Genomic DNA, 24,972 nt, shown 5'->3' on the forward strand with positions numbered 1-24,972 from the left:
TCCATCTCGTCAGACAATCATTGAGGAATACACATCGTGTCCATCCTGCTGCAAGGCATCATTGCCTACCCGGTCACGCCGTTCTCCGCCGACGGCAGCGTTGACCTGAAAGCGCTCGATGCGCTGATCGAGCGGCTCATTGCCGATGGCGTCCACGCGATCGCCCCACTGGGTAGCACGGGTGAGAGTGCATACCTGTCCGACGCCGAATGGGAGGCGGTCGCCACCGCGTCGATCCGCGCGGTGCGCCGGCGCGTGCCGACCGTCGTCGGCATTTCCGACCTCACCACGGCGGGCGCGGTGCGCCGCGCGCGCTTCGCCGAACAGGCCGGCGCCGATGCGGTGATGGTGCTGCCGGTGTCGTACTGGAAGCTCGGTAACGACGAGATCGTCGCGCACTACCGCGCGATCGGCGCCGCCATCGGCATCCCGATCATGCTGTACAACAACCCCGCGACAAGCGGCGTCGACATGTCGCCTGACCTGATCGCGACGATCTGCCGGACCGTCGACAACGTGACGATGGTCAAGGAGAGCACGGGCGACATCGGCCGGATGCATCGGCTCGCGCAGTTGAGCGACGGCGCGATTCCGTTCTACAACGGCAGCAACCCGATGGCGCTCGCCGCGCTCGCGGCAGGCGCGGCCGGATGGTGCACGGCCGCGCCGAACCTGAATGCGGCGTTGCCGCTGGCGCTGTTCGACGCGATGCGCGCGGGCGACCTGGCGCGCGCCAGGACGGTCTTTCATGCGCAGCTGCCGCTGCTGCAGTTCATCGTCAACGGCGGGTTGCCGGTGACCGTGAAGGCCGGGTTGCGCCTGTGCGGCTTCGATGCCGGCGAACCGAGGAAGCCGCTGATGCCGCTCGGCGACGCGCGCACGCGCGAACTCGAACGCCTGCTCGCGGCGCTGCCGGACGGTGTGACGACATGAGCGAGGCGGCACGGCCGGCGATCTCGGCCGCTATCGGCGCGGTGCGGGTCGGTAAGAGCTGGCCGCTGGCCGGCACGCCGCACGCCAGCGCGATCGACAAGCAGCCGGTGGGCTCGCGTCTGTGGCTGGGCGCGCTCGGTTTTGCCGGCGACGAGCAGGCCGATGCGCGGCATCACGGCGGCCCCGACAAGGCGGTGCACCACTATGCGCACGATCACTATGCATGGTGGGCCGCGCAGATCGGCGCGCGCGACGTGCTTGCGCAACCGGGTGCGTTCGGCGAGAACCTGTCGACGCGCGGCGTGACCGAGCACGACGTGTGTCTCGGCGACGAGTTCACGCTGGGCGGTGCCGTGCTTCAGGTGTCGCAGTCGCGACAGCCGTGCTGGAAGCTCAACGCGCGTTTCGATCATCCGCGGATGGCCGCGCTCGTGCAGCAAAGCGGCCGGACCGGGTGGTATTACCGCGTGCTGCAGGAGGGCTGGGTGGCCCCGGGCGACGTGCTGGCGCTGCATCGACGCACCTGTCCGCAATGGACGCTGTCGGCGGTGCTCGACGTGCTGTACCGGCGCACGCTCGACATGGTCGCGCTCGAGGCACTGTGCGACGTCCCCATACTGCCGCCCGGATGGCGCAAGATGCTCGACAAGCGCCGGACGGAGCGGCAGGTCGAAGACTGGGCGAAGCGGCTCGAAGGAGGTTGACGGGCCGCGTGGCTCAGTGGCTCGGCAGTTCCCGCACGTCGGCGGTCGGCACCGAGCCGAACGCATCGCTCAATGCATAGGCGATCAACTGTCGTGCGGCCGCCTCGGGCGTCGCGAGCGCGCCGCTCGACTTCAACTGGTCGAATTTCTCGCGCATCGGGAAGTTGTCTTCGCTGGTCGAGCGGATCGTCGCCTGCATGCCCGTATCGACGACGCCCGGCGCGACACTGCAGATCCGCAACGCGCGGTTCGCGTCGAGCGCGACTGCGCGCGCATGGTGATCGAGCGCGGCCTTGGTCGCGCAGTAGACGCTCCAGCCCGCGTACGCGTTGCGCGCCGCACCGCTCGACACGTGCAGGATCCGGCATTCGGTCGTGGCCGATGCCGCTTGCGCGAGCGCGGCCGACAGCATCAGCGGCGCCGCGACGTTCACGCCGACCGCACGTGCGACGATCGCCGGATCCTGCGCGGCGAGCGGGCCGATCGGATCGACGATGCCCGCGTTGTTGAACAGCAGCACGATCGACGCGCCGTCGACGAAGCGGCGCAGCGTGTCGCCGGCCAGCCAGGCCACGACGGCCGGCGTGTCCGACAGGTCGAGTTCGATTTCGGTGAATCGGTCGCCGGCTTGCGACGCGAGCGCCGGATGACGGCTGCGCGACACGCCCAGCACGGCGATGCCTTCAAGCAGCAGTTGTTCGGCGAGCGAGGCGCCGAGGCCGCGCGTGTGTCCGGTGACGATGGCGCGCACGTGCGGTGCGGAAGAGGATGCGTTCATGGCGGTGAGCGGGTCGAAGGGGTGAACGGATGAGCGGTGGCGACGCGCGGCGCGCATGCGTGGCGGCATGGCCTGCGGGACAGCCGATGCGTGGCGATGCGTGCGAAGGCGGCCGCATGCCGCCGTGGACTTCAGGGTGACGCATATCGTAGCGCCCGCATGCGTGTCGCGCAAACACCGCCGCGTGCAACGGGGCGGAATCGCCGGCGCGGCGCGTGTCCATCGCCGCGCGGCACCGGTCGGCCGACAGGTCGGACGAAAGCCGGCTGCGGCAAGTTCGCGCGCCGACGCGGCGGGGGGCGCCGGGCCGCGCGACGCGAGCTATCATATGGCTCGCCCGTGCGCGATGCCGGACGGGCCGCGACCGTTTCCCTTCACCTGCTGCACGCTGCGACGCCACTCATGAACACCACGCCGGATACGCCCACGCCACGCGCCCTTCGCGAACTCACGCCCCTCGAGGCCCGCATTCTCGGTGTGCTCGTCGAGAAACAGCACACGGTGCCGGACACCTATCCGCTGTCGCTGAATGCGTTGACCGCGGGCTGCAACCAGAAAACCGCGCGCGCGCCGGTGATGAACGTCAGCGAGGACGAAGTCACGACCGCGCTCGACGGGCTGAAGCACCTGAGCATCGTGATGGAAGGCAGCAGCAGCCGCGTGCCGCGTTTCGAGCACAACATGAACCGTGTGCTCGGCATCCCGAGCCAGGCGATCGCGCTGCTGACGATCCTGCTGCTGCGCGGCCCGCAGACGGCCGCCGAGCTGCGCCTGAACAGCGCGCGCCTGCATGGCTTCGCGGATATCTCGTCGGTCGAGGCGTTCCTCGACGAACTCGCGGCGCGCGCGCAGCCGCTCGTCGTCCGGTTGCCGCGTGCGCCGGGCGCGCGCGAGAACCGCTGGATGCACCTGATGTGCGGCGAAGTGAACATGGCCGACTTCGCGAGCGCGGATGCCGGCGGCGCGGATTCCGTGCCGCCTTCGGAATTCGAAGCGCTGAAGGCCGAACAGAAGCGCCTCGCGGATGAAGTGGCGCGACTGAATGCGCTGGTTCTGCGGATGGCCGGCGAGCTGGGCATCGACGTCGACGCGCAAGGCGACGCGTCCTGACACAGATGGCGGCGATGCGCGTGCCTCGCCCGGCCTCGTCGCCACGCGGCCGGGCCGGGGCGCGATGCGGATACGGCCCGCGCCGCCGCGTTACTTCAGCTTGACGCCCGGTACTAGATAGCGTGCGCCGTCCGGTCTCAGGATCGGCGCGAGCGCCGCAAACGGCACGTCGAGTTGCGGCCCGAGACAGGCGCCCATCGCGTGGCCGATCCCGGATACGACGAACGACAGCTTGCCGGGCGCATCGAGCTCGAACGCCAGATACTGCGGGAACACGTCGGCACACGACAGCGAATCGCCTTCGCCGTCCGACACTTGCTGACCGTGTGTTGCCTTGTCGCGCAACTGCGTAATGAAACTCACCAGCGCGGGGCTCGTTCCCGGGTCGCCGTCCTTGCCTGCCGTAGCCGCGTCGATCACGCGATTCCAGTCGAGGTACGTACCACGCAGCAGGTCGAACGTGACCGGATCGTAGTGATTGTTCGGATGAGCGCCGCCGCAGTACGTACTGCCCGATTCCACGATGCCGAGTGCCGCAGGTGACAGCCACGTGACCGTCACCTGTTCGTCGTCGTAGCCGCCGAGCGAACCGGCGGCCGGCCCGTCGTCGGAATAGCGGGTCGACGCGCATTCGAGCGCGGCGAGATTCATCTGCCAGTGCTGCTGTTCGAGCAGGCGGTTGACCCGTGCCATGACCGCTGGATCGGGATGGCGGCTCAGACGCGGATACATGAGCTTCGTGCGCGGGTCGCGCCACATCCGGTACGCGACGGTGCCGTCTCCGATCTCGGGGCCGGCCGGCTGCGCGTGCCCGTCAAGCTTCAGCGTGGCATAAGGCGCCTGCCGCATGTCGATGGCCACGCCGCTTGCGATACCGCTGCCGACGCCGCCGGCGATGCTGTTGGTGACGGCTTCGACGGAGCCGGGCGCAACCGCGTCGGGATCGTATTCAGCGATGCGCCGCAGCGTGAAGCTGCGCGTCTTGCCGGAGCGCGCATCGGTCCAGCGGCCGCGATAGCCGGCTTTGTCCCGCGTGCCCTGCCAGGTGGCCGCGGCATGATCGAAATCGGCTTGCTCGCGGAATCCCAATGGACTGCGGGCGTCGTCCGGCAACTGCGTTCGCACGAGCGGTTCGACCAGTTGCGCAGGCGTGCCGTGCAGCGGAATATCGACGCCGAGCTGTGCATAGAAGTAGCGACCCGAGATCGAACCGTCAGCCGCCGTGCGATCGTCGAGCTCCATGACGACGGTGCCTGCGCCCTGCAGCGTGCCTTCGTAGACGGTGCGCGGCGCGGCATGCGCGAAGCCTGCGTGCAGCGCGGCCAGCACCCACGCGATCCGGATCAGCGGGCGCATCACCAGCGGCACCCGGTCTGTTCGGATGCGTCGACATCCAGCGCGCGGCCGAACGCGGTCTGCTTGCCGGTGCGCGCATTGGTGTAGGTCATCGAATAGACCATCGCGCCCTGGGTCATCATTTCGTAGCGCCCGTTGATCCTGCCGCCGACCATTTCGGCCCAGGTCGTCGTGTACTGGTGCGGACGGCTTTCGTCGAGCACTTCATCCTCCTCGTGCTCGATCACCAGCGGCAGGGCCGTTTTCGATTGCGCATACCGGACCATGCCGCCCGACCATTTAACCGCATCGTCATAGTAGGTGCGCATCTCGAAGCGCACGGGTTTGTCGCCGTCCGACCGGAAGCAGAACACTTCGGTGGACACCTTGGCGAGCGCCGGCAGCGACACGCAGAGCAGCACGGCTGCGAGGACTTTTTTCATGATGGCGTGAGAGTAATGAAGCGGCACGTCAACCGACGCTGATCCGCGAAGCGCCCGCATCGACGAGCCGGAACAGCAGATCCTCGACGGCTGTCTCGGGCGCGGAGCCGAGATCCACATTGACGCGCCACCCCTGTTCCGTGCGAACCGGTTCCGACAGGTAGTGAACGATCCCGTGCAGGCCGTCTTCGGCCGGCGTGTTCTCGTCGTCGGCATCGAACCACGCGAAGAACCAGGTCTTGAACGCATCGATTGCTGCGCTTTCGTCGAGCCCGTCGGCCTCGATCGCGGCCCAGTCCCACACGAACGGGCGGATCGACACGGCCGCCGTTTCGAGGTCGAACGCGAACGGCTCGAAATCCAGCTGCGTGGCGGAATCGACCATCGCGGGCTGGCCGGCCGCTTCGCCTTCGGTCGCGATGAGGTCGGCCCGGCACGGCAGCGCGAGCGGCCCTTCGGTGGCGAGCGTGCCGTCGGCACGGCGGTAGGCCGGCTCGACGATCACGGCCGGCCGTGCAGCCGCTTTCGCGAGCAGGTCGGCATACGGTTGGCGGATGGCGCGGAGCAGTTCGGAGACGGTCATCGTGGCGTGTCGGTCGGGCAGGGAACGATCGGTTGCTGGCAGACGGCGTGCGGCGCGGCCGCTTCGGTACCGGACAGCCGTGATCGTACGGCACTTCGGCAAAACGCGGACAGTCGGCCAAACGGCCGGTGCACCCGCATCGTGCGGCGGCGGATTTAGACGTTTTCCTTCAAACAATGGAAAACGCCCATCGAGCGCGTTCTCGATGTGCTTCAATTAATCCGGTTTGTACTCCTACTAAAATTACAGATTCAGAACAGGCCGGATTATTCATTAACAGGAGACAGTGCGATGGCACGGAAACGGTTTTGAAGCGGCACACACGATGCTCTGCAACACCGCCGAACTTCCTTCGATGAAAGCAGGTTATCCCAGGGGCTCCAACCATGTCCTCCAGACGCTTCATGCTGGCCGCGGCCGCCGTGTCCGTCGCGCTGGCTGTCGCCGCACCGCCGGCCAGCGCCGGCGCGCCGGCCGTGTCCGATCCGTTCTACACGTACACCGGCACCACGCCGCTGGCATCGATTCCACCGGGCACGGTGCTCAACACGCGCAACGTCACCTATCACGTGGCCGGCATCCCGACCGCGCTGACCGCGCAGCAGTTGCTGTATCGCACCAATAACGCGCTGAACCAGCCGGTCGTCAACGTGACGTCCGTGATCCGGAGCCAGGTCAGCAACGGCCAGGCCATCTCGTACCAGTCGGCCTACGATTCGCTGAACCCGTACGACGAGCCGTCGCAGGTGATCGCCGGCGATCGCGACGTCACGAAGGTCATCAATATCGGCACGTTGCTCTACAGCGCGGAATCGATTCCGCTGTCGACCCTGCTGCTGCTCGGCTACAACGTCATCGTGCCCGATACGGAAGGCCAGACGGCCGACTTCGCCGCCGGCCCCGAATACGGGATGACGACGCTCGATTCGATCCGCGCGGCGCTCAATACGCCGTCGACCGGCCTGAATCCGTCGAGCAAGGTCGCGATGATCGGTTATTCCGGCGGCGCGATCGCGACGAACTGGGCCGCGCAGCTCGCGCCGAGCTATGCGCCCGAGATCAACAGGCAGCTCGTCGGCGCGGCGGAAGGCGGTGTGCTGGTCGACCCCGCGCACAACCTGCGCTATGTCGACGGCAGCATCGTGTGGGGCGGCGTGGCGGCGGCCGCGCTGGCCGGGCTGTCGCGCGGCTACGGCTTCGACCTGACGCCCTATCTCAGCGATACCGGCGTCGCCGTGTTCCAGGACATCCAGAACCAGTCGCTCGCGTACATCCTGCCGAAGTACACGGGGCTGCATTGGAGCACGCTGTTCAAGCCGCAATACGCGAACGACATCAACAGCATTCCCGTGTATGTGACGTACGCAAACAAGGTGAATGCCGGGCTGGCCGCATCGCCGACGATCCCGATGTTCATCGGCCAGGGCACGGCGGGCGCGCTGGACGGCACCTTCAGCAGCCAGGTGGGCGACGGCGTGATGATGGCGTACGACGTGCGCGCGCTGGCGCAGAAGTTCTGCGCCAGCGGCACGCCGGTCACGTACAACGAGTATCCGCTCGAACATGCGGGCGCGATCGTGCCGTGGGTGGCCGGCATGCTGCCGTGGCTCTACGACCGTTTCAACGGAAAAGCCGCGCCGAGCAATTGCTGGCTGACGTCGCTGCTGCCGAGCAATTCGCTGGCGCCCGAGACGCTGCACTAGCCGCAGCGCACCGCAGCACTGCACTGCACAGCACGGCACAGCACGACAGCACCCAACAGCACCGCACCCGCGGCGCATGACCAGGCGACCCTTCATGGGTCGCTTTTTTTCATTCCGGGATTGACCGCAGTCACGTTTGCTCCGCCTGGGCCGCGCCCGTTCCTCCCGCCGCAACCCTTCGCCGTCCCGCCCGGGTGCCATAATCGAGCCTGCCCATCATTCCAGACGTCCCCCGGAGAATCACCATGCAGAACCTCGACAATCCTTCCCACGATCGCGAGGTAGGCAGCGCCGACGCGACGCAGGACACCACGCGCATCGACGACGTCCGCATCGGCGCCGTGCGCCCGCTGATTTCGCCTGCGCTGCTGCTCGACGAGCTGCCGGTGCCGGCCGCCACGCAGACGCTCGTCGAAGATACGCGCCGCGCGATCGGCGACATCCTGCACGGCCGCGACGATCGGCTGCTGCTCGTCGTCGGCCCGTGCTCGATCCACGATCACGACCAGGCGCTCGACTACGCGCGCCGCCTGAAGGTGGCCGCCGATGCGCTGAAGGACGACCTGCTGATCACGATGCGCGTCTACTTCGAGAAGCCGCGCACGACGGTCGGCTGGAAGGGCTACATCAACGATCCGCGCCTCGACGGCAGCTTCCGCATCAACGAAGGGCTGCGCGCCGCGCGGCAATTACTCCTCGACATCAACGCGCTGGGCCTGCCGGCGTCGACCGAATTCCTCGACCTGCTGAGCCCGCAGTACATCGCCGACCTGATCGCGTGGGGCGCGATCGGCGCGCGCACGACCGAGAGCCAGAGCCACCGCCAGCTCGCGTCGGGCCTGAGCTGCCCGATCGGTTTCAAGAACGGCACCGACGGCGGCGTGCAGGTCGCGTCGGACGCGATCGTCGCCGCGGCCGCGAGCCATGCGTTCATGGGGATGACGAAGATGGGGATGGCCGCGATCTTCGAGACGCGCGGCAACGACGACGCGCACGTGATCCTGCGCGGCGGCAAGACGGGCCCGAACTACGACGCCGAGCATGTCGAGGCGTGCTGCGCGGTGCTGCGCAAGGCCGGGTTGCGCGAGCAGGTGATGGTCGACTGCTCGCATGCGAACTCGAACAAGTCGCACGACCGGCAGGTGGGCGTCGCGCAGGATCTCGCACGGCAACTGTCGCAGGGCGAGCAGCGGATTGTCGGGGTGATGGTCGAGAGCCATCTCGAAGCCGGACGCCAGGACCTGAAGCCGGGCGTGCCGTTGAAGTACGGGGTGTCGATCACGGATGCGTGTTTGAGCTGGACGCAGACAGAGCCGGTGCTCGACGTGCTGGCCGACGCCGTGCGGCAACGGCGCGTGTATTCGCGAAATGCGTGACGGGGGCGACGCCGACATGACCGATTTCCCGTCCGACGCACCGGCTATCCCAGGCGAACCCGCTGCTTCCGGTAGGGCGGCAACGGTGCCGCCCGGCAAGCTGTTCACGATGGCGGGCGTCGGCTGGGCGGCGTTTCTCGGCTCGCCGCTCGCCGGCGGTATCCTGCTCGCGGCGAACGCGCGGCGCCTCGGCCACCGCGCGCTCGCGCAGCGGCAGATTCTCGTCACGGCACTCGTCACGCTCGTGTCGATCATGCTTTACGCGGCGGTGGACATTCCGGAAACCGCGGCGGTGCCGCACGCGCTCGTGCACGCGGTCGTCATTGCCGGCCTCGCCGGCACGGTCATCTATGCACGGCACGCGCAAGGCGCGGCCGTAGACGCTCATCGGGCCGCCGGCGGTGCGCTGCAGTCGAACTGGCGTGCGGCGGGCATCGGCTTGCTGACGCTGCTCGGTGTCTGGCTGTCGATCGCCGTGGCGATCGTGGTGCTGGGTGTCGCGGGCGTGCTGAACTTCGACAGCGACCTGCGGCTCGTGCGCGATTATCCGGCGCCCGCGGAGCTGCGCTTGCCCGCCGGATGGCGGGTCGCGAACCAGCCGGAGGATCGCGGCGACGCGACCTACCGGATCCGGCGTTTCAGGTTCGGGCTGATGTCGGCGGGGATCGAGTTCGTCATCGGCGAGAAGGGCGACGACACGCTGTCGAGCTTCTGCGACGGGATGGTCGATGCGGTCAAGGAAGGCGGCAGCGCGATCGAGTGGTCGCACGCGGCGAACGGCACGATAGCCGGCCGGCCCGCACTGATGTGCGAGCACAAGGGAGCGCTCGACGACGAAACCGTGCACCAGGCGGCCGTGCTGACGTCCGGCGACACGAAGACCTGCGTGCTGATCTACACGGCGCGCGAGGAGAACTACGCGCGTTATCTGCCGGAGTTCGACCGCGTACGCGATTCGCTGCGGTGTCCGTAATGTTGCCGTCGCGCGGGTCGCGTGGCCGGTGCTGCGTCATCGCGTCCGATGCAGCGATTCGCGAGTGACGCTAACATGGGCCGGTGCAACGCGTCGTGCGCGAGCCGCCGTGCTTCATGCGGCGCATGCATGGCGGCGGCTCGGCCGGCCGCCGACACCGACAACAATTCACCGGAGTACACAACAGCATGGCTTTCTACAAGACCCTCATCGCAGCAACCGTCCTCGCCTCGAGCGTCAGCGCGCACGCACAGATCGCGGGTGCGCAGCCGCTCAGCGTCACCGTCGAGCAATCGCAGGCGCTGCTCGAAGGCTGGAGCGTGAAGAAGAGCGTGCTCGGCAAGGCCGTCTATAACGACGACAACCAGAAGGTCGGCACCGTGCGCGACCTGATCGTCGCGCCGGACGGCTCGGTGTCGGCGGCGATCGTGTCGGCCGGTGGCTTCCTCGGCGTGGCCGCGCATGACGTCGCGGTGCCGATCGCGTCGCTCGACGTGCGCAAGGGCAACATCTACCTGCCGGGCGCGACGAAGGAAGCGCTGAAGGCAACGCCGGCGTTCCAGTACGCGAAGGTGCCGACGCCGCCGAAGCCGAAAAAGGTCGACGACAAGCACTGATCGTCGATTCGATGTATCGCAGCCCGGCGTGCAATGCGCCCGGGCTGGCGATCACAGGCCGTCAATCGCCATGCGAGTCTGCGCGAGTCGGCGGAGGCATGGCGTTGCATCATGGCGCCGGACGAATTGCCTCGACGATCGATGACGATGCGGCTGCGCATCGTGCGCGATTCGGCGCAGTGATCCGCAACACGCCGTGAATGCCGCATATACCGGCGATCAGATCGCCGGCTTCTCTTCGTCCACCCACACCCCGTCGAATCCGAACGCGACCGGCCCGCTCAGGAACACGCTGCCGGTGCCGTCCCATTGAACGGTGACGTCGCCGCCGTCGCAGGTCACCCGCACCGTATCGTCGAGCAGCCCGCGCCGGATGCCGTTGACGACCGCACCGCACGAACACGATCCCGAACCGAGCGGCACGCCGCCGCCGCGCTCCCAGATGCGCAGGCGGATATGCGTGCGATCGATGACCTGAACAAAATGCACGTTGGTTTTCTGCGGAAACAGCGGATGCGTTTCGATGGCCGCGCCGAGCGACGCGACATCGATCGCGCGGAGGTCGTCGACGAAGAACGTGCAATGCGGATTGCCCATGTTGCAGGCGGCCGGCGCGCCGGGTAACGGCAGCGCGAGGGTATCGAGTGCCTCGGCGACCGGCACGTCCCGCCAGCCGGTGAGCGGCGTGCCCATCCCGACGGTGATCAGGCCGTTCGCCTCCCTCGAGCACACGAGATACCCGCGGCGGGTCCGCAGCACGAGCGACGCCATGCCGGTTTCCCGCATCAGCTTCCACGCGACGCCGCGCGTCGCGCTGCCGCAGGTGTCGAGCGGCGAGCCGTCGGCGTTCCAGAACGCGACGCGGGCCGCCGCGTCCTCGCAATCCGACACGACCGCGAGCTGGTTGAAGCCGATGCCGTTGTGCCGGTCGCCCATGCGCCGTACGAGGTCGCGGTCGATCGCGTGCACGCGATCCTGATCCTGGCCGCGCAGGTCGACGATGACGAAGTCGTCGCCATTCGCGTGCATTTTCTGAAATCCGATCGGCATGGCGGTTCCGGCAGAGAGACAGGTGAACACTGTACGTGGCTCGCCGTTCACGATCAATCGCGCGCCGGACGATGTACACGCAACCAGTATCTACGTAATTCTACGTAGCTCCACATACGTAGTTAACCGCTTGTAAGCTGCCCCCGTCGCACGGAATACTACGGCCCATCGCCGCGGTCTCCGCGAGACCCCGGCACGACGCATCGACGTCACGCGTATGCGGCACCCTCGCCGCATGCCATCTAAAACCATATTGGAGACCAGGAGACGCCATGAATCGGGCTTCCAGTACCCTGCTCTGGATCGCGGTCGCGCTGCTCGGCGCGTTCTCGTTCGGAACGATCGCACTTGCACACGGCGAGCGCGTGAGTGCCCTCTGGATCGTGATCGCCGCAGTCTGCGTGTATCTGATCGCGTATCGCTTCTACAGCCGTTTCATCGCCAGCAAGGTCATGCAGCTCGACGGGCTGCGGATGACGCCGGCCGTCAAGTACAACGACGGCCTCGACTACGTGCCGACCAACAAGTACGTGCTGTTCGGCCATCACTTCGCCGCGATCGCGGGCGCCGGTCCGCTCGTCGGGCCCGTGCTCGCTGCGCAGATGGGCTATACGCCCGGCATGCTGTGGATCCTGGCCGGCGTCGTGTTCGCCGGCGCGGTGCAGGACTTCATCGTGCTGTTCATCTCGACGCGTCGCGACGGCCGCTCGCTCGGCGATCTCGTCAAGATGGAGCTCGGCACGGTGCCCGGCGTGATCGCGCTGTTCGGCGCGTTCCTGATCATGGTGATCATCCTCGCGGTGCTCGCGCTGATCGTCGTGAAGGCGCTGACCAATTCGCCGTGGGGCACGTTCACCGTCGCTGCGACGATTCCGATCGCGCTGTTCATGGGCGTCTATACGCGCTACATCCGTCCGGGCCGCATCGGCGAAGTGTCGATCATCGGCTTCGTGCTGCTGATGGCGTCGATCGCGTTCGGCCAGCATGTGCACGATTCGCCGACGCTCGCCGCATGGTTCACGTTCACCGGCACGCAGCTCACGTGGATCCTGATCGGCTACGGCTTCGTCGCATCGGTGCTGCCGGTGTGGCTGCTGCTCGCGCCGCGCGACTACCTGTCGACGTTCCTGAAGATCGGCACGATCCTCGGTCTCGCGATCGGCATCCTGGTCGTCGCACCGGAACTGAAGATGCCCGCGCTGACGAAGTTCGTCGACGGCTCGGGCCCGGTGTGGTCGGGCGGCCTGTTCCCGTTCCTGTTCATCACGATCGCGTGCGGTGCCGTTTCGGGCTTCCACGCGCTGATCTCGTCGGGTACGACGCCGAAGCTGATCGACAACGAAACCAACGCGCGCTTCATCGGTTACGGCGCGATGCTGATGGAATCGTTCGTCGCGATCATGGCGCTGGTTGCTGCCTGCGTGATCGAGCCGGGCATCTACTTCGCGATGAACGCGCCGGCCGCCGTGCTCGGCTCGACGCCGGAAGCGGTGGCCAGCACGGTCACGCAATGGGGCTTCGTGCTGACGCCCGACATGCTGACGCAGACCGCGAAGGCCGTCGGTGAAACGACGATCATCGCGCGCGCGGGCGGTGCACCGACGCTGGCCGTCGGCATGGCGCACATCCTGCACCAGGTGATCGGCGGCGAAGCGATGATGGCGTTCTGGTATCACTTCGCGATCCTGTTCGAAGCGCTGTTCATCCTGACGGCCGTCGACGCCGGTACGCGTGCGGGCCGCTTCATGCTGCAGGACCTGCTCGGCACGTTCCACCCGGCGCTCAAGCGCACCGAGTCGCTGCCCGCGAACCTGGTCGCCACCGCGCTGTGCGTGGCCGCGTGGGGTTACTTCCTGTACCAGGGCGTGGTCGATCCGCTTGGCGGCATCAACACGCTGTGGCCGCTGTTCGGCATTTCGAACCAGATGCTTGCCGCGATCGCGCTGGTGCTCGGCACCGTCGTGCTGTTCAAGATGAAGCGCGAACGCTATGCGTGGGTGACGATCGTGCCGACCGTGTGGCTGCTGATCTGCACGCTGACCGCCGGCTGGCAGAAGATTTTCGACGCGAACCCGAAGGTCAGTTTCCTCGCGCACGCCGCGAAGCTGCAGGCCGCAGTGGACGAAGGCAAGGTGCTGGCTCCGGCGAAGTCGATCGCGCAGATGCAGCGGATCATCTTCAACGACTACATCGATGCGGCGCTGGCTGGCCTGTTCATCTTCGTCGTCGTGGCGATCGCGGTGTACGGCGTGATCGCCGTGCTGCGCGCGCGCCGCGAGTCGAAGCCGACCGTGCGCGAGACGCCGTACGAAGCGATGCCGGCCGCGCAGGCGCTCGGCAGCGGACGTTAAGGGGAGGCCGCGATGTTCAGCGATCTTGGCAGCGACCTGCGCACCGCGGGGCGTTACCTCGGGCAGGCGTTGCGGCTGATGGTCGGCCTGCCCGACTACGACACCTACGTCGCGCACATGCGTGAGACTCATCCGGACCGCGAGCCGATGACGTACGAGGAGTTTTTCCGCGAGCGTCAGAATGCGCGGTACGGGTCGGGCGCAGGGAAGTGCTGTTGAGCAGTTGAAACGGAAGGAACGACGAGAGAAGGCGTCATGGCGTGAGAGTCATGACGCTTTTTTTCATGCCGTCGCAAGGCGATCGGCTCGTGCAACGCTTCTCCTCGCGCGAAGCCGTCAGTCGTTGTCGTGACGGAGCGCAAGAACCGCAGCGGCCCCCGCGGCGAGCGCGATCAGGGTCAATGCGACGGCAAAACCGGTCGCGCCTGCGGTGAAGCCGACGCGATCGATCGCGTACCCGGTCATCACGGCTCGCGCGAAGCCGTCAGTCGTTGTCGTGACGGAGCGTGAGCACCGCAGCGGCGCCCGCGGCGAGCGCGATCAGGGTCAATGCGACGGCGAAGCCGGTCGCGCCTGCCGTGAAGCCGACGCGATCGATCGCGTACCCGGTCATCACGGGCATCAGTCCCGCCGGGAGGTAGCCGCCGATGTTCATGACGGCGTTCGCCTCGGCGCGCCGTGCGTCGGGCACATGCAGGCCGATCAGCGTCAGGCCGCCGAGCTGCCCGAGGCCCTGTCCCGCGCCCGCGAAGAGCGCCGCGGCGACGAGGACGGCGGCCGACGACGCATGCACGGCGACGCACAGCATCACCATCGACAGCATGGTGGCGACCGTGCCAGCAACGAACGTCGTACGGATCGATCCGCGCCGCGCGACGAACTGGACACCGGTGGCGGCGATGAACATCGCGCAGGCCATTCCGCCCGCGAGCAGCGGGCTGCGCACGTGAAGCAGGCGTGCCAGCAACGACGGACCCAACGCAAGCACGAAGGAGGTCGCGGTAATGCCCGGCCCGAACACGGCGATACCGCTGGCGACATGGCGCCGGTTGCGGGCCGGTACGGACGGCAGGCGTAGCGGCGGTGTGTCGCCTTGCGCCTGCGCGGGCCGGTTGCGCGGCAGCCGCAGGGCGACGGCCAATGCGCTCAGCAGGATCACGAACTCGACACCGAAGACGACGGCGACCGGATGCGCGGCGGTTTGCGCGGCAATCCCGGCGAGCAACGGCCCGAGCCCCGCGCCGAGCACCATGGCAACCGATGCGAGCAGCGCGGCCTTGCGCCGCTCGGTGCCCGCGAGATCGACCACCGCGGCCATGCCTGCCGACACGATCACGCCGACCGCGATGCCCGTCAGCAAGCGGGCGACCGCGAGCATGGCGACGGACGACGCGGTCGCGAACAACGCACACGCGATCAGTGCTGCGGCGAGGCCGGGCAGCAGGACCGGCTTGCGCCCGTAACGGTCCGAAAGCTGGCCGGCGACGAGCAGCGTACCCAGCAGGCCGGCGATATAGAGCGCGAAGATGACGGTCAGCGTGCCGGACGAGAAACCGAGTGCGCGCTGCCAGTCAACGTACAGCGGCGTCGGTGAGTTGGACAGCATGAACACGGCGGTGACCATCCAGGCGGCGTGCGCCATGCGGGGCACGGGACGCGAGGCTGCGGGTCGCGATTGGGGAACGGCGGTGTCGGACATGAACGCACTCCTTGTACGAGTTTTTTCGAACTATAGCCTAGTTCGAAAAAACTCGTACAGGGTGATATGCTTGCGGGCATGAAACGAGTCCACCCTGAACGGGCGGCCGGCATCGCGCCGGCGCCTGCGGATTTGCCCGACCCGCTGCCGGAGCCGGACGTTGCCGAGCTCCGCCTCGAAACCATTCTTGGCGCGCTGGCCGATCCGTTGCGGCTGACGATCGTGCGCAAGCTGATGCTGGAATCCGAGGCTTACGACCATCCTTGCGGCTGGTTCGGCTTCGATCGCCCGAAATCGTCGCTCACCCATCATTTCAAGGCGCTGCGCGACGCGGGCGTGCTGCGCCAGCGTCAATACGGGCTCGAGCGGCGCAGCCGCGTGCGCACGGAAGATCTCGATCTGCGCTTTCCCGGCCTGCTGAAGCTCGTGGCCGAGTGGGCGCCGCCGGCAGACAACGACCGCTGACCGCTGCCGGGATGGTCGCCCGGCGGGGCCGGCAGGTTTGCCGTTCGGCGGCGAGCGTGACGTGCCGGGCACGCAGCGCTGCGAAGCCGTTCGGGTACAGGGCTTGATCTGTCCGCAACCCGGCTTCGTTTCCCGGCCGGTATCATGTGAGCCATTCAACCCCGATGAACCCGCACAGGAGGAACCCGTCGTGCATGCCGGTGAGCGTTTCAACAGCATTACCCATCTCGTCGGCGCGGTGCTATCGGTGGCAGGGCTGGCAACACTGGTGACGATGGGCGCGCTCGAAGGCGACGCCTACAAGGTGGTGAGTTTCAGCGTCTACGGCGCGATGCTCTTCGTGCTCTATGCGATCTCGACGCTGTATCACAGCGTGCGTAGCCCGCGCCTGAAAGCCATCCTGCAGAAGTGCGACCATTCGGCGATCTACCTGCTGATCGCCGGTAGCTATACGCCGTTCACGCTGGTCACGCTGCGCGGCCCGTGGGGCTGGTCGCTGTTCGGCGTGAGCTGGGGGCTCGCCGTGTTCGGCATCGTGCAGGAACTGACGCTCGGGCGGCGCACGCGGATGCTGTCGATGATCCTGTACGTGGCGATGGGCTGGCTGGCGCTCGTCGCGGTGCGTCCGCTGATTCATGCGCTGCCGCCGGTCGGCACCGCGTGGCTGGTGGCCGGCGGCCTCATCTACAGTGCTGGGATCTACTTCTTCATCAACGACGAACGTATCCGTCACGGGCACGGTATCTGGCATCTGTTCGTGCTGGCAGGGAGCCTGTGCCAGTTCGTCAGTGTCGCGATGTACGTGGCGTGAGCGGAAGGCGGCGCCAGCCGTCGCCGGCCCTGCGTCGACCGATCCCTGGTCGACGATCGCACGGGCATCGGCTTGACGGATGTCGACGGTTCGCGATGAACCTGCGGATGTGTCGAGGAAGATCCGTCGGCGCGCGGCGCTGTTCGTCGTGACACGCTGTCGCTTCGGGCGAGTGAACTACTCGCCTTCTGCGACACGAATCCCGGCCGTGTGAGCGCCGACTTTCGGCGCTTTGCTTATCCTTGTCGCGATCCACCACACCGGCACGGCAGACGCTGATATCACCACGGCGGCCAGCAACGCCACCCGCATCGCCACCGGAAACGGCTGCAGCGTCGCGATGCACCCGCCGAAGATCGCCACACCGAGCGCCGATCCGCTCTGCCGCGCCGCGTTCAGCGCGGCCGCCGCTACGCCGGCGCGGCGGCGGTCGACCGTCCCGAGCGCCGGCGACGTCGCGGCCGGCGAGATGAATCCCGACGCAAAGCCGATCGCGAGCATCGGCGCGACGGCGAGCCACGCCGGTGTCATCGCACCGATTCCCAACATGCCGAGCGCGCCGGCCGCATAGAGCGCGAACGCGGCGCACATTGAGCCGCGTGCACCGAAGCGCGCAACGAGCCTGCCCGAGCACAGTCCGCCGAGCGCAACCATCGCGGTCATCGGCAGGAATGCGAGCCCGGTGTCGAGCGGGCTCGCGCCGCGGATCTGCCGATAGAACAGGCTGAGGACGAACAGCAAGCCGTAGAACACGAACGCCGAAGCCATCGACACGAACGTCGATCCGGCGAACAGCCGGTTGCGGAAGAACGCGAGCGGCAGCATCGGTTCGCGGCGCCGCGCTTCGATCGCGATGAACGCGATCCACGCGACGGCGCTCGTCGCCGCGCCGCCGACGATCGGCGCCGAACGCCAGCCGAGCGACGGGCCTTCGATCAGCGTGCCGATCAGCGTTGCGATCGCGACGATGGCCGCGGCCTGGCCGCCCCAGTCGAAATGCCGCGATGCGTCGCCGGCGGCGCGCGCGACCGTGCGGCCGAGCCAGATGCCGGCAAGCCCGAGCGGCAGGTTCACGAAGAAGAGGCTGCGCCACCCGAACAGATGGATCAGCAGGCCGCCGATCAGCGGGCCCGATGCCATCGCGATGCCGCCGCAGCCCATCCACAGGCTGATCGCCGATGCGCGCGCGGCCGGCTCGGGGAATGCGCGGTTGAGCAGCGCGAGCGAGCAGGGCACGAGCATCGCGCTGCCGACACCTTGCAACGCGCGAGCGATCGCGAGCGCCGGGAGGGTCGGCGCGACGCCGCATAGCGCGGACGCGGCGACGAATATCGCAAGCCCAGCGACATAGACGGTGCGATCGCCGAGCCGGTCGCCGAGCGTGCCGCCCGTCAGCAGCAGGCTCGCGAACGCGAGCGTGTAAGCGTTCACTATCCATTGCAGGCCGGCTACGCGGCTGCCGAACGTGTGGGCGATGTCGGTGAGTGCGACGTTGACGATGGACGCATCGAGCAGCACGAGCGTGTAGCTCAGGCAGGTCGCGGCGAGCACGCGGCGGGCCGCGGCACGGTTCGGCGCGGCGGCCGTCATGCGCGGGCGGGCGCCGGCGCGGCGGCCCGCAGCGCGAGAAACCCGACCCATCCCCAATACACGCGATGATGTGCGATCAGCCCGTCGCGCAAGTCCATCACCTCGACGAGATCGACCTGGTCGCCTTCCGGCGTCGCGCGCGGATATTCCCATGTGAGCTGGCGGCCGTTCGAGAAGAACAGCCCGGTGCGGTACCAGCGCCCGAGCCTGTTGCCCGGATTGCGCAGGCCGGCCGCGAAGAATGCGCGGATCGCGGCCTTGCCGTGCAGCACGCCGGAGCCGTGATCGGGCAGCGTGACGACGATCAGCGGCGTTTCGAGCACCGCGTCGTCGGCATACAGCGCCATCAACGCATCGAGGTCGCGCGCGACGACGGCCGCGTGCCAGCCTTCATAAATGTGCCGGGCATCGGCGTCGGCGTGTGTCATGACGGGTTCCGGAAGTATCGATAACGGAACCCACTGTATGGGCGCGCCGTCGCGAGACGTTTCACGTCGACCCGAAACGTGGATGTCGTCGCGACGAGGGCGGCGCGTGCCGGCTGTTATCCGGCCAGCGCGTCGAGGTTCAGCACGTACGACTTCCCGATCCACACCGCGCAATCGCGATGGTCACGCAGTTCGTCGCTCGTATTCGGATGCAGGAAGATATCCAGCGCGCCGTGGTTCAGCACGAGCCACGGCACGATGTCGTCGAAGCGCGCGGCGTCGAACGCGATCTGGTACGACCACGCCGGGTGCGGGCCGACGGGGCGTTCGTGAAAGCGGCCGAGTTCGATGACCGCGCCGAACCGTTCATCGACGACCTGGCGAAACGCCCAGGCCGCGTCGCGGCTGGCTGCATCGAAATAGACATGCGCGTGCCAACTGTGGATGGCGGTGGTGTCGAGGGCAGCCATGGCAGGACTCGATAAAAATGGGAATGCATGAAGTGCCGCGCGAAACGGCCGATGCGTGATTATCGCGCGTCCTTGCCGCACGCGTCGTGTCGCAATCCGGCAATCCGGATGCGAAGGCTTGTCCTGAATCACAAGAACCGTTCGATCGGACAAGGCCGAGGTTTGCGATATCCGGAGATATCCACACGCGCGATATCACGCCGGAAGCCTTGTTGGCAGGTGCGCCGGCGCGATCGCATCGGCAACACGTCATTTCGGAAATTGAAAAAGCGCTGGGTGCACGGTTTCGGATCGTCTGAACAAATGCGATCAGGACGTTGAATGAAATAAAGAAATTCCGGTTTGGCGGGATTCGCGCGCGACGCGGTTTGCGCACCGAATTCCGAAGCCGAAAAAATCAATTGCGGATTCGGCTATTCAAGCGGAATGCAGCGCGACATACGATGCATTCAACGCGTCGTCGAACACGATCGATGCGGGGACAACCACCTGGAGGCCACTATGCGATCCCTCGTTCCCGTTGCTGTACTTTCCTGTGCACTCGTTGCGCTGCCCGCCGTCAGCTTTGCACAGTCGGCAGTTTCCGACGGGGCACCGAATGCCTCGCAGTCGAGCTGGTGGACGGCACGTGCCGAAACCGACGCACAACTGATGCAGATGACGCGTGCCGGCTATCGCGCGACGTCGGCCGGCAACCAGGACTATCCGCTCGCGATGCAGCGTGCGCTTGAACGCGTCCGCAATCCGGTGCCGGACCGGTCGCGCGAAGAGCGGGCCGAGATGCAAGCGCGCGCCGCACGCGACGTGCAGGGCGGCCATCCGATCAAGGCGTTCTTCGTGAAGACCGCGTACTACCTGAAGGGCGAGAACACGTTCTGATGCAAGAGACGAGCATGGCTTGCCCGATTCGATTTGCCGCCGTCGTGCGTCCGTCGGCGCCGCGCCGGTTGCCGGCCGCGCGCGCGACGCAGCGGCGGGACGATGGGCACGGCGCGCGGCGTCGTGCAAAGCACCGCCGCCAAGCGCGCCGTGATGCCGTTGCGTGCCGCATCGCATGCCCGGCCGTCGCGGCGAGCGATGCGCCCGCAAGCGGGAGGCAATCATGAAAAGTACCCGGAAGCACCGCCGCCACGTGCCGCTGACCCGCGAGTGGCTGTTGCCGCTGCCGCCCGTGCATGCACGCGACATCTCGCTGAAATGCCATATGGCGCTCGTCGCGCTGCGTGGCGGGCATGGCAACGAGGCGCTGCTGATGCGCTTGCGCACGAGCGTCTACCTGGTGTTCCTGGCGCTCGACGATGCGGTGTGCGCAGAGGCCGACATCGACCTGTGCGTCGACGCGGAGCGTGCACTCGATGCAGGCGTGGCGCGCGCGGCGCAAGGCGGCACATGGACGCTGCACGACGACGAATGCGCGGTGCTCGAGCACGTGCTCGCGGCGAACGACACGTGCGTCACGACGCTCACGCGGCATCGGCTGGCCGAGCTGTGGGAGCACGTCTGCACGTTCGCGTCGAGCGGCCAGCCGGCGCTCGTCGCGGGCGCGGCGGAGAAGATGCGCGTGCATATGGCCGATTCGCTGGCCGTGTAGCGTCGCACCGGTTTCGCAGGGAGGATGGAGGAGACAGGGCCGGTCGCACCGGCGCGGCCGCCGCAATCGCCGAAGCAGCGATTGCGCGGCTGTCGCGGTCATACGGTGACGGCGGAACGCGACTCGACACCGCGGCCCAAAACAAAAGCGCCACGGAGCAGGCTCCGTGGCGCTTCATTTTTTCCGCCGGCGCGGAGGCAAGGCCCCCGCGTGGCGAAACGCGCTTAAGCGGCGGCTGCCGGCTTCGCCGGCTTCTGCAGCTTGCCCTTGCCGGCGCGCTGGATTTCCTCGAGCTTGATCTCGACGTGGCGCGAGAACACGTACTCGGCCGGACGCTGCTTGTCGATCGGAATGTCCGGTGCGAACGGGCCGTCGGTCTTGATGCCCTTGCGGCTCACGGCGAACGCCTTCAGCGGATGCGCCATCGTGTCCATCACGGCGGTCGCTTCGAAGCCGCAGTGGACCATGCAGTCCGCGCACTTCTCGTAGTTGCCGACGCCGTAGTTGTCCCAGTTCGTGTCTTCCATCAGTTCCTTGAAGGTCTTCACGTAACCTTCGCCGACCAGGTAGCACGGCTTCTGCCAGCCGAACACCGTACGCGCCGGGTTGCCCCAAGGCGTGCACTTGTACGTCTGGTTGCCGGCCAGGAAGTCGAGGAACAGCGACGACTGGCTGAACGACCAGCGCTTGCCGCCTTCGCCGCGCTTCAGGATCTCGCGGAACAGGTTCTTCGTCTTGTCGCGGTTCAGGAAGTGCTGCTGATCCGGTGCGCGCTCATACGCGTAGCCCGGCGACACGGTGATGCCGTCGACGCCGATCGGCCCCAGCGTATCGAAGAACTTCGCGACGCGCTCGGGCACTGCATCGTTGAACAGCGTGCAGTTGATGTTCACGCGGAAGCCGCGGCGCTTCGCTTCCTTGATCGCCGCGACCGCCTTGTCGTACACGCCTTCCTGCGACACCGAGTGATCGTGTGCCTGCTGGTCGCCGTCGAGGTGGACCGACCAGACGAAGTACGGGCTCGGCTGGTAGTCGTCCATCTTCTTTTCCATCAGCAGCGCGTTCGTGCAGAGGTAGACGAACTTCTTGCGCTTCATGATGCCGCGGACGATTTCCGGCATTTCCTTGTGCAGCAGCGGCTCGCCGCCGGCGATCGACACGATCGGTGCGCCGCACTCGTCGACCGCTTCCAGGCATTCCTGGACGGACAGACGCTGGTTCAGGATGGGGTCCGGGTAATCGATCTTGCCGCAGCCGTTGCACGCGAGGTTGCAGCGGAACAGCGGCTCGAGCATCAGCGCGAGCGGATAGCGTTTGTTGCCGGACAGGTGTTGGCGCGTGATGTACGCGCCGACGCGGACTTGCTGGAGCAGCGGAATAGACAAGAGATGTCCTCCTTAAACTTCGCGGGCGACAGCTTGCGTGAGCTTCGCCGGCAGCTTGAATTCGACTTTTTCCTCACGGCCCGCCATCGTCGTGACGTCGACGGGACCCAGTGCGCGCAACGCGCCGATTACATCTTCGACCATCTCCTCGGGCGCGGACGCCCCGGCGGTCAGGCCCACGGTCTTCGCATTCGCGAACCATTCGGCCTTTACTTCCGAACCGTCGGCGACGAGGTAGCTCGGCACACCGCTTTCGGTGCCGATCTCGCGCAGGCGGTTCGAGTTCGAACTGTTCGTCGCACCGACCACGAGCAGCACGTCAACCTGTTCGCTCAGCTCGCGCACGGCAGCCTGACGATTCTGCGTGGCGTAGCAGATGTCACGCGTGTCCGGGCCGACGATGTCGGTGAACCGGCGCTGCAGCGCCTCGATGATGCCGCGCGTATCGTCGACCGACAGCGTGGTCTGCGTGATGTACGCGACCGGCGTGTCGACGGGCAGCGTCAGCGTATCGACTTCTGCTTCGCTTTGCACGAGGATCACCTCGGCCGGAATCTGGCCGATCGTACCCTCGACTTCCGGGTGGCCCGCATGGCCGATCAGGATCAGCCGGCGGCCCGCCGCGACATACTGGCGGCCCTGCACGTGCACTTTCGTGACGAGCGGGCAGGTGGCGTCGAGCACGTCGAGCCCGCGCGTTTCCGCGTCGCGCTCGACCGTCTGGGCGACACCGTGCGCGCTGAAGATCGCGACAGCGCCGTGGGGCACCTCGTCGAGCTCCTCAACGAATCGCGCCCCTTTATTACGCAGATTTTCGACGACATGCCGGTTATGCACGATCTCATGACGCACATAGACCGGCGCACCGTGCTGTTGCAGCGCGCGATCGACGATCTCGATCGCACGGACAACCCCCGCACAAAAGCCACGGGGCTGGGCAAGGATGACTCGCATAGGTGAGCGAACTCCGACGACAGACGCCGGGGTTCAAGGAGCTGGCACTCGCTCGCTCGCCCCGGCTTGATGTTATGAAGGCAGGAACGAACCGGCCGGCCAGGCCCCGGAACCCCGAATTAATCGCGCATTTTAACTCTATCGGGCCTTCCTTGCTTTGGCGCTGTGTCTGCCGTGTTGCATTTGCGGGAGAACCGCGTCGGCGCTGGCGCGCGCGGAACCCAGTAAACTATGCGGTTTCGCGGACAGCCGCTCCGGCTGCCCGGCGTCGCGCTTATTTCAAGGCCATTCGATGACCGTCGATTCTTACGCGTATTACCCGGCCGCCCGTCCGGTTTCGGGTGCTTTGTTCCTGACCCCTATTGATTTTGCCGAGGCCGGCGCCCGGCAGGAGGCATGCCGATGATGCTGGTTCTCGCTTTCCTGGTGTCCGGCCTGTCGCTGATGATCTGGATCGTGCTGCTCGTCGCGCGCGGCGGCTTCTGGCGCGCACAGCCCGCGCGGCTACTGCCGCCCGAGGCGCGCGGGGCTGCTGCCGAGGCCGGCTGGCCGGCCGTCGTCGCGGTCGTGCCGGCACGCAACGAGGCCGACGTGATTGCCCGTGCGGCGACTTCGCTGCTCGAGCAGGATTACCCGGGCAATTTTCATCTGATCATTGTCGATGACCACAGCGACGACGGTACCGCCGACGCGGCCCGCGCGGCCGCGCTCGCCGTCAACCGCGCCGACCGGCTGACGGTGCTGGCCGCGAAGCCGCTGCCGGCTGGCTGGTCGGGCAAGGTGTGGGCGCAGTCGCAGGGGATCGCCGCGGTGCAGACGCTCGGCCTGCCGGCCGACTACCTGCTGCTGACGGATGCCGACATCGGCCATCCGCCCGACGCCGTCGCGCAGCTCGTCACGCGCGCGCAGGCCGAGAACCGCGATCTCGTGTCGCTGATGGTGCGGCTGCGCTGCGATTCGTTCTGGGAAAAGGCGCTGATCCCGGCGTTCGTGTTCTTCTTCGCGAAGCTCTACCCGTTCTCGTGGATCAACAACCCGCGCAACCGGACGGCCGGCGCCGCGGGCGGCTGCATGCTGGTGAAGCGCACGGCGCTCGAGGAAGCGGGCGGTATCGAGTCGATCCGCGGCGCGCTGATCGACGACTGCAGCCTCGCCGCGCAGATCAAGCACCGCGGCAGCGGCCGCCATCCGATCCGGCTCGACCTGGCCGACCGCAGCGTGTCGCTGCGCCCGTACGACAGCTGGCGCGACATCTGGAACATGATCGCGCGCACTGCGTTCACGCAGCTGCACTATTCGCCGCTGCTGCTGGCCGGCACGCTGCTCGGGATGACGATCATCTATCTCGTGCCGCCCGCCGCGGCACTCGCGTACGGCGCGCGCGCCTGGCCGGCGTGGCTCGCGTGGGCGTCGATGTGCGCCGCGTATGCGCCGATGCTGCGCTACTACCGGCGCTCGCCGCTGTGGGCGCCCGCGCTGCCGCTCGTCGCGCTGTTCTATGTGGGCGCGACGTTCGCGTCCGCGTGGCGCTACTGGCGCGGCAAGGGCGGCCAGTGGAAGGCGCGCGTGCAGGCGCCGGTGGATCGCTGAGCGTTTCCCGGGAGGCGTGCCTCCCGGCCCCGG

At 67.2% G+C, this 24,972-nt stretch carries 26 protein-coding genes; 14 read left to right on the top strand and 12 right to left on the bottom strand.

What is annotated here, in order from left to right; translation table 11 throughout:
• The first annotated feature begins 36 nt into the window (after window positions 1–36).
• Both ACPTTF_RS17585 and ACPTTF_RS17590 read left to right on the top strand, forming a co-directional pair.
• Window positions 37–933 (top strand): dihydrodipicolinate synthase family protein, encoded by an 897-nt coding sequence (locus ACPTTF_RS17585; RefSeq protein ID WP_423367554.1) that lies wholly within the window; start codon window positions 37–39, stop codon window positions 931–933.
• Window positions 930–1,637 (top strand): MOSC domain-containing protein, encoded by a 708-nt coding sequence (locus tag ACPTTF_RS17590; RefSeq protein WP_423367555.1) that lies wholly within the window; start codon window positions 930–932, stop codon window positions 1,635–1,637. Before ACPTTF_RS17585 ends, ACPTTF_RS17590 begins: the two co-directional genes overlap by 4 nt.
• 13 nt (window positions 1,638–1,650) lie before the next feature.
• On the opposite strand, the gene ACPTTF_RS17595 is transcribed toward ACPTTF_RS17590, so the two are convergent.
• Window positions 1,651–2,415, bottom strand: a complete 765-nt coding sequence (locus ACPTTF_RS17595) for an SDR family oxidoreductase (RefSeq protein WP_423367556.1) — start codon at window positions 2,413–2,415, stop codon at window positions 1,651–1,653.
• Between the two features lie 402 nt (window positions 2,416–2,817).
• Between ACPTTF_RS17595 and ACPTTF_RS17600 the strand changes: the two genes are divergently transcribed.
• Window positions 2,818–3,525, top strand: a complete 708-nt coding sequence (locus tag ACPTTF_RS17600) for a YceH family protein (protein ID WP_423367557.1) — start codon at window positions 2,818–2,820, stop codon at window positions 3,523–3,525.
• 90 nt (window positions 3,526–3,615) lie between these two features.
• Here ACPTTF_RS17600 and ACPTTF_RS17605 read toward each other — a convergent pair whose 3' ends face one another.
• Genes ACPTTF_RS17605 through ACPTTF_RS17615 form a run of 3 tightly spaced genes read right to left on the bottom strand, consistent with a single transcriptional unit; the run spans window position 3,616 to window position 5,886 of the window.
• Entirely contained in the window at window positions 3,616–4,881 is a 1,266-nt protein-coding gene (locus ACPTTF_RS17605; protein WP_423369837.1) for a hypothetical protein, read from the bottom strand.
• Complete coding sequence (locus tag ACPTTF_RS17610; protein WP_166955951.1) at window positions 4,881–5,303, bottom strand: hypothetical protein; 423 nt, start codon at window positions 5,301–5,303, stop codon at window positions 4,881–4,883. Before ACPTTF_RS17610 ends, ACPTTF_RS17605 begins: the two co-directional genes overlap by 1 nt.
• Window positions 5,304–5,331: 28 nt before the next feature.
• Window positions 5,332–5,886 carry a hypothetical protein gene (locus tag ACPTTF_RS17615; RefSeq protein ID WP_423367558.1) on the bottom strand — a complete coding sequence of 185 codons (555 nt, stop codon included), beginning with the start codon at window positions 5,884–5,886 and terminating at the stop codon, window positions 5,332–5,334.
• A 386-nt stretch (window positions 5,887–6,272) separates the two neighbouring features.
• Here ACPTTF_RS17615 and ACPTTF_RS17620 point away from each other — a divergent pair, with 386 nt between their 5' ends.
• The 4 genes from ACPTTF_RS17620 (at window position 6,273) to ACPTTF_RS17635 (ending at window position 10,555) form a co-directional block, all read left to right on the top strand.
• Window positions 6,273–7,589, top strand: coding sequence for a lipase family protein (locus ACPTTF_RS17620; protein ID WP_423367559.1), 1,317 nt, complete (start codon window positions 6,273–6,275; stop codon window positions 7,587–7,589).
• A gap of 245 nt (window positions 7,590–7,834) precedes the next feature.
• Window positions 7,835–8,965: a 3-deoxy-7-phosphoheptulonate synthase gene (locus tag ACPTTF_RS17625; RefSeq protein WP_423367560.1), complete on the top strand. Its 1,131-nt coding sequence runs from the start codon at window positions 7,835–7,837 to the stop codon at window positions 8,963–8,965.
• A gap of 16 nt (window positions 8,966–8,981) precedes the next feature.
• A complete protein-coding gene (locus tag ACPTTF_RS17630) occupies window positions 8,982–9,938 on the top strand; it encodes a hypothetical protein (RefSeq protein WP_423367561.1) in 957 nt (318 codons plus the stop codon).
• Window positions 9,939–10,126: 188 nt separating this feature from the next.
• Window positions 10,127–10,555, top strand: a complete 429-nt coding sequence (locus tag ACPTTF_RS17635; protein ID WP_423367562.1) for a PRC-barrel domain-containing protein — start codon at window positions 10,127–10,129, stop codon at window positions 10,553–10,555.
• A gap of 219 nt (window positions 10,556–10,774) precedes the next feature.
• Here ACPTTF_RS17635 and dapF read toward each other — a convergent pair whose 3' ends face one another.
• Entirely contained in the window at window positions 10,775–11,605 is an 831-nt protein-coding gene (gene dapF, locus ACPTTF_RS17640) for a diaminopimelate epimerase (protein WP_423367563.1), read from the bottom strand.
• A 272-nt stretch (window positions 11,606–11,877) separates the two neighbouring features.
• Here dapF and ACPTTF_RS17645 point away from each other — a divergent pair, with 272 nt between their 5' ends.
• Window positions 11,878–13,956 (top strand): carbon starvation CstA family protein, encoded by a 2,079-nt coding sequence (locus tag ACPTTF_RS17645; RefSeq protein WP_423367564.1) that lies wholly within the window; start codon window positions 11,878–11,880, stop codon window positions 13,954–13,956.
• A gap of 12 nt (window positions 13,957–13,968) precedes the next feature.
• Window positions 13,969–14,175: a YbdD/YjiX family protein gene (locus ACPTTF_RS17650; RefSeq protein WP_166956013.1), complete on the top strand. Its 207-nt coding sequence runs from the start codon at window positions 13,969–13,971 to the stop codon at window positions 14,173–14,175.
• Between the two features lie 117 nt (window positions 14,176–14,292).
• Here the strand turns inward: ACPTTF_RS17650 and ACPTTF_RS17655 are convergent, their stop codons facing one another.
• Together ACPTTF_RS17655 and ACPTTF_RS17660 are read right to left on the bottom strand one after the other, a co-directional pair.
• On the bottom strand, window positions 14,293–14,421 hold the full coding sequence (locus ACPTTF_RS17655) for a hypothetical protein (RefSeq protein ID WP_423367565.1): 129 nt from the start codon (window positions 14,419–14,421) through the stop codon (window positions 14,293–14,295).
• A gap of 19 nt (window positions 14,422–14,440) precedes the next feature.
• Window positions 14,441–15,655 (bottom strand): MFS transporter, encoded by a 1,215-nt coding sequence (locus ACPTTF_RS17660; RefSeq protein WP_423367566.1) that lies wholly within the window; start codon window positions 15,653–15,655, stop codon window positions 14,441–14,443.
• A gap of 78 nt (window positions 15,656–15,733) precedes the next feature.
• Between ACPTTF_RS17660 and ACPTTF_RS17665 the strand changes: the two genes are divergently transcribed.
• Both ACPTTF_RS17665 and trhA read left to right on the top strand, forming a co-directional pair.
• A complete protein-coding gene (locus ACPTTF_RS17665) occupies window positions 15,734–16,120 on the top strand; it encodes an ArsR/SmtB family transcription factor (RefSeq protein WP_166956019.1) in 387 nt (128 codons plus the stop codon).
• Between the two features lie 190 nt (window positions 16,121–16,310).
• Window positions 16,311–16,931, top strand: coding sequence for a PAQR family membrane homeostasis protein TrhA (gene trhA, locus ACPTTF_RS17670; RefSeq protein WP_166956022.1), 621 nt, complete (start codon window positions 16,311–16,313; stop codon window positions 16,929–16,931).
• A 177-nt stretch (window positions 16,932–17,108) separates the two neighbouring features.
• Here trhA and ACPTTF_RS17675 read toward each other — a convergent pair whose 3' ends face one another.
• The 3 genes from ACPTTF_RS17675 to ACPTTF_RS17685 form a co-directional block, all read right to left on the bottom strand.
• Complete coding sequence (locus ACPTTF_RS17675) at window positions 17,109–18,521, bottom strand: MFS transporter (protein ID WP_423367567.1); 1,413 nt, start codon at window positions 18,519–18,521, stop codon at window positions 17,109–17,111.
• Complete coding sequence (locus ACPTTF_RS17680) at window positions 18,518–18,949, bottom strand: nuclear transport factor 2 family protein (RefSeq protein WP_423367568.1); 432 nt, start codon at window positions 18,947–18,949, stop codon at window positions 18,518–18,520. Before ACPTTF_RS17680 ends, ACPTTF_RS17675 begins: the two co-directional genes overlap by 4 nt.
• 116 nt (window positions 18,950–19,065) lie before the next feature.
• On the bottom strand, window positions 19,066–19,419 hold the full coding sequence (locus tag ACPTTF_RS17685) for a DOPA 4,5-dioxygenase family protein (protein WP_423367569.1): 354 nt from the start codon (window positions 19,417–19,419) through the stop codon (window positions 19,066–19,068).
• Window positions 19,420–19,920: 501 nt separating this feature from the next.
• Between ACPTTF_RS17685 and ACPTTF_RS17690 the strand changes: the two genes are divergently transcribed.
• Both ACPTTF_RS17690 and ACPTTF_RS17695 read left to right on the top strand, forming a co-directional pair.
• Window positions 19,921–20,298 (top strand): hypothetical protein, encoded by a 378-nt coding sequence (locus ACPTTF_RS17690; RefSeq protein WP_423367570.1) that lies wholly within the window; start codon window positions 19,921–19,923, stop codon window positions 20,296–20,298.
• A 223-nt stretch (window positions 20,299–20,521) separates the two neighbouring features.
• On the top strand, window positions 20,522–21,010 hold the full coding sequence (locus ACPTTF_RS17695; protein ID WP_423367571.1) for a hypothetical protein: 489 nt from the start codon (window positions 20,522–20,524) through the stop codon (window positions 21,008–21,010).
• 224 nt (window positions 21,011–21,234) lie between these two features.
• On the opposite strand, the gene hpnH is transcribed toward ACPTTF_RS17695, so the two are convergent.
• Together hpnH and ispH are read right to left on the bottom strand one after the other, a co-directional pair.
• Window positions 21,235–22,395, bottom strand: coding sequence for an adenosyl-hopene transferase HpnH (hpnH, locus tag ACPTTF_RS17700; RefSeq protein WP_166956042.1), 1,161 nt, complete (start codon window positions 22,393–22,395; stop codon window positions 21,235–21,237).
• Window positions 22,396–22,407: 12 nt separating this feature from the next.
• Complete coding sequence (ispH, locus tag ACPTTF_RS17705) at window positions 22,408–23,349, bottom strand: 4-hydroxy-3-methylbut-2-enyl diphosphate reductase (protein ID WP_166956044.1); 942 nt, start codon at window positions 23,347–23,349, stop codon at window positions 22,408–22,410.
• Between the two features lie 402 nt (window positions 23,350–23,751).
• Here ispH and ACPTTF_RS17710 point away from each other — a divergent pair, with 402 nt between their 5' ends.
• Complete coding sequence (locus ACPTTF_RS17710; RefSeq protein ID WP_423367572.1) at window positions 23,752–24,939, top strand: glycosyltransferase; 1,188 nt, start codon at window positions 23,752–23,754, stop codon at window positions 24,937–24,939.
• The last annotated feature ends 33 nt before the right edge of the window (window positions 24,940–24,972 follow it).

Source organism: Burkholderia crassaminum, from assembly GCF_964265005.1.
GTDB lineage: Bacteria > Pseudomonadota > Gammaproteobacteria > Burkholderiales > Burkholderiaceae > Burkholderia.

Bases quoted from the DNA above. Each gene is read 5' to 3' on its own strand.
- ACPTTF_RS17590 (WP_423367555.1), top strand. From the start codon at position 930: ATGAGCGAGGCGGCACGGCCGGCGATCTCGGCCGCTATCGGCGCGGTG.
- ACPTTF_RS17595 (WP_423367556.1), bottom strand. From the start codon at position 2,415: ATGAACGCATCCTCTTCCGCACCGCACGTGCGCGCCATCGTCACCGGA.
- ACPTTF_RS17600 (WP_423367557.1), top strand. From the start codon at position 2,818: ATGAACACCACGCCGGATACGCCCACGCCACGCGCCCTTCGCGAACTC.
- ACPTTF_RS17605 (WP_423369837.1), bottom strand. From the start codon at position 4,881: ATGCGCCCGCTGATCCGGATCGCGTGGGTGCTGGCCGCGCTGCACGCA.
- ACPTTF_RS17610 (WP_166955951.1), bottom strand. From the start codon at position 5,303: ATGAAAAAAGTCCTCGCAGCCGTGCTGCTCTGCGTGTCGCTGCCGGCG.
- ACPTTF_RS17615 (WP_423367558.1), bottom strand. From the start codon at position 5,886: ATGACCGTCTCCGAACTGCTCCGCGCCATCCGCCAACCGTATGCCGAC.
- ACPTTF_RS17620 (WP_423367559.1), top strand. From the start codon at position 6,273: ATGTCCTCCAGACGCTTCATGCTGGCCGCGGCCGCCGTGTCCGTCGCG.
- ACPTTF_RS17625 (WP_423367560.1), top strand. From the start codon at position 7,835: ATGCAGAACCTCGACAATCCTTCCCACGATCGCGAGGTAGGCAGCGCC.
- ACPTTF_RS17630 (WP_423367561.1), top strand. From the start codon at position 8,982: ATGACCGATTTCCCGTCCGACGCACCGGCTATCCCAGGCGAACCCGCT.
- ACPTTF_RS17635 (WP_423367562.1), top strand. From the start codon at position 10,127: ATGGCTTTCTACAAGACCCTCATCGCAGCAACCGTCCTCGCCTCGAGC.
- dapF (WP_423367563.1), bottom strand. From the start codon at position 11,605: ATGCCGATCGGATTTCAGAAAATGCACGCGAATGGCGACGACTTCGTC.
- ACPTTF_RS17645 (WP_423367564.1), top strand. From the start codon at position 11,878: ATGAATCGGGCTTCCAGTACCCTGCTCTGGATCGCGGTCGCGCTGCTC.
- ACPTTF_RS17650 (WP_166956013.1), top strand. From the start codon at position 13,969: ATGTTCAGCGATCTTGGCAGCGACCTGCGCACCGCGGGGCGTTACCTC.
- ACPTTF_RS17655 (WP_423367565.1), bottom strand. From the start codon at position 14,421: ATGACCGGGTACGCGATCGATCGCGTCGGCTTCACCGCAGGCGCGACC.
- ACPTTF_RS17660 (WP_423367566.1), bottom strand. From the start codon at position 15,655: ATGTCCGACACCGCCGTTCCCCAATCGCGACCCGCAGCCTCGCGTCCC.
- ACPTTF_RS17665 (WP_166956019.1), top strand. From the start codon at position 15,734: ATGAAACGAGTCCACCCTGAACGGGCGGCCGGCATCGCGCCGGCGCCT.
- ACPTTF_RS17675 (WP_423367567.1), bottom strand. From the start codon at position 18,521: ATGACGGCCGCCGCGCCGAACCGTGCCGCGGCCCGCCGCGTGCTCGCC.
- ACPTTF_RS17680 (WP_423367568.1), bottom strand. From the start codon at position 18,949: ATGACACACGCCGACGCCGATGCCCGGCACATTTATGAAGGCTGGCAC.
- ACPTTF_RS17685 (WP_423367569.1), bottom strand. From the start codon at position 19,419: ATGGCTGCCCTCGACACCACCGCCATCCACAGTTGGCACGCGCATGTC.
- ACPTTF_RS17690 (WP_423367570.1), top strand. From the start codon at position 19,921: ATGCGATCCCTCGTTCCCGTTGCTGTACTTTCCTGTGCACTCGTTGCG.
- ACPTTF_RS17695 (WP_423367571.1), top strand. From the start codon at position 20,522: ATGAAAAGTACCCGGAAGCACCGCCGCCACGTGCCGCTGACCCGCGAG.
- ispH (WP_166956044.1), bottom strand. From the start codon at position 23,349: ATGCGAGTCATCCTTGCCCAGCCCCGTGGCTTTTGTGCGGGGGTTGTC.
- ACPTTF_RS17710 (WP_423367572.1), top strand. From the start codon at position 23,752: ATGATGCTGGTTCTCGCTTTCCTGGTGTCCGGCCTGTCGCTGATGATC.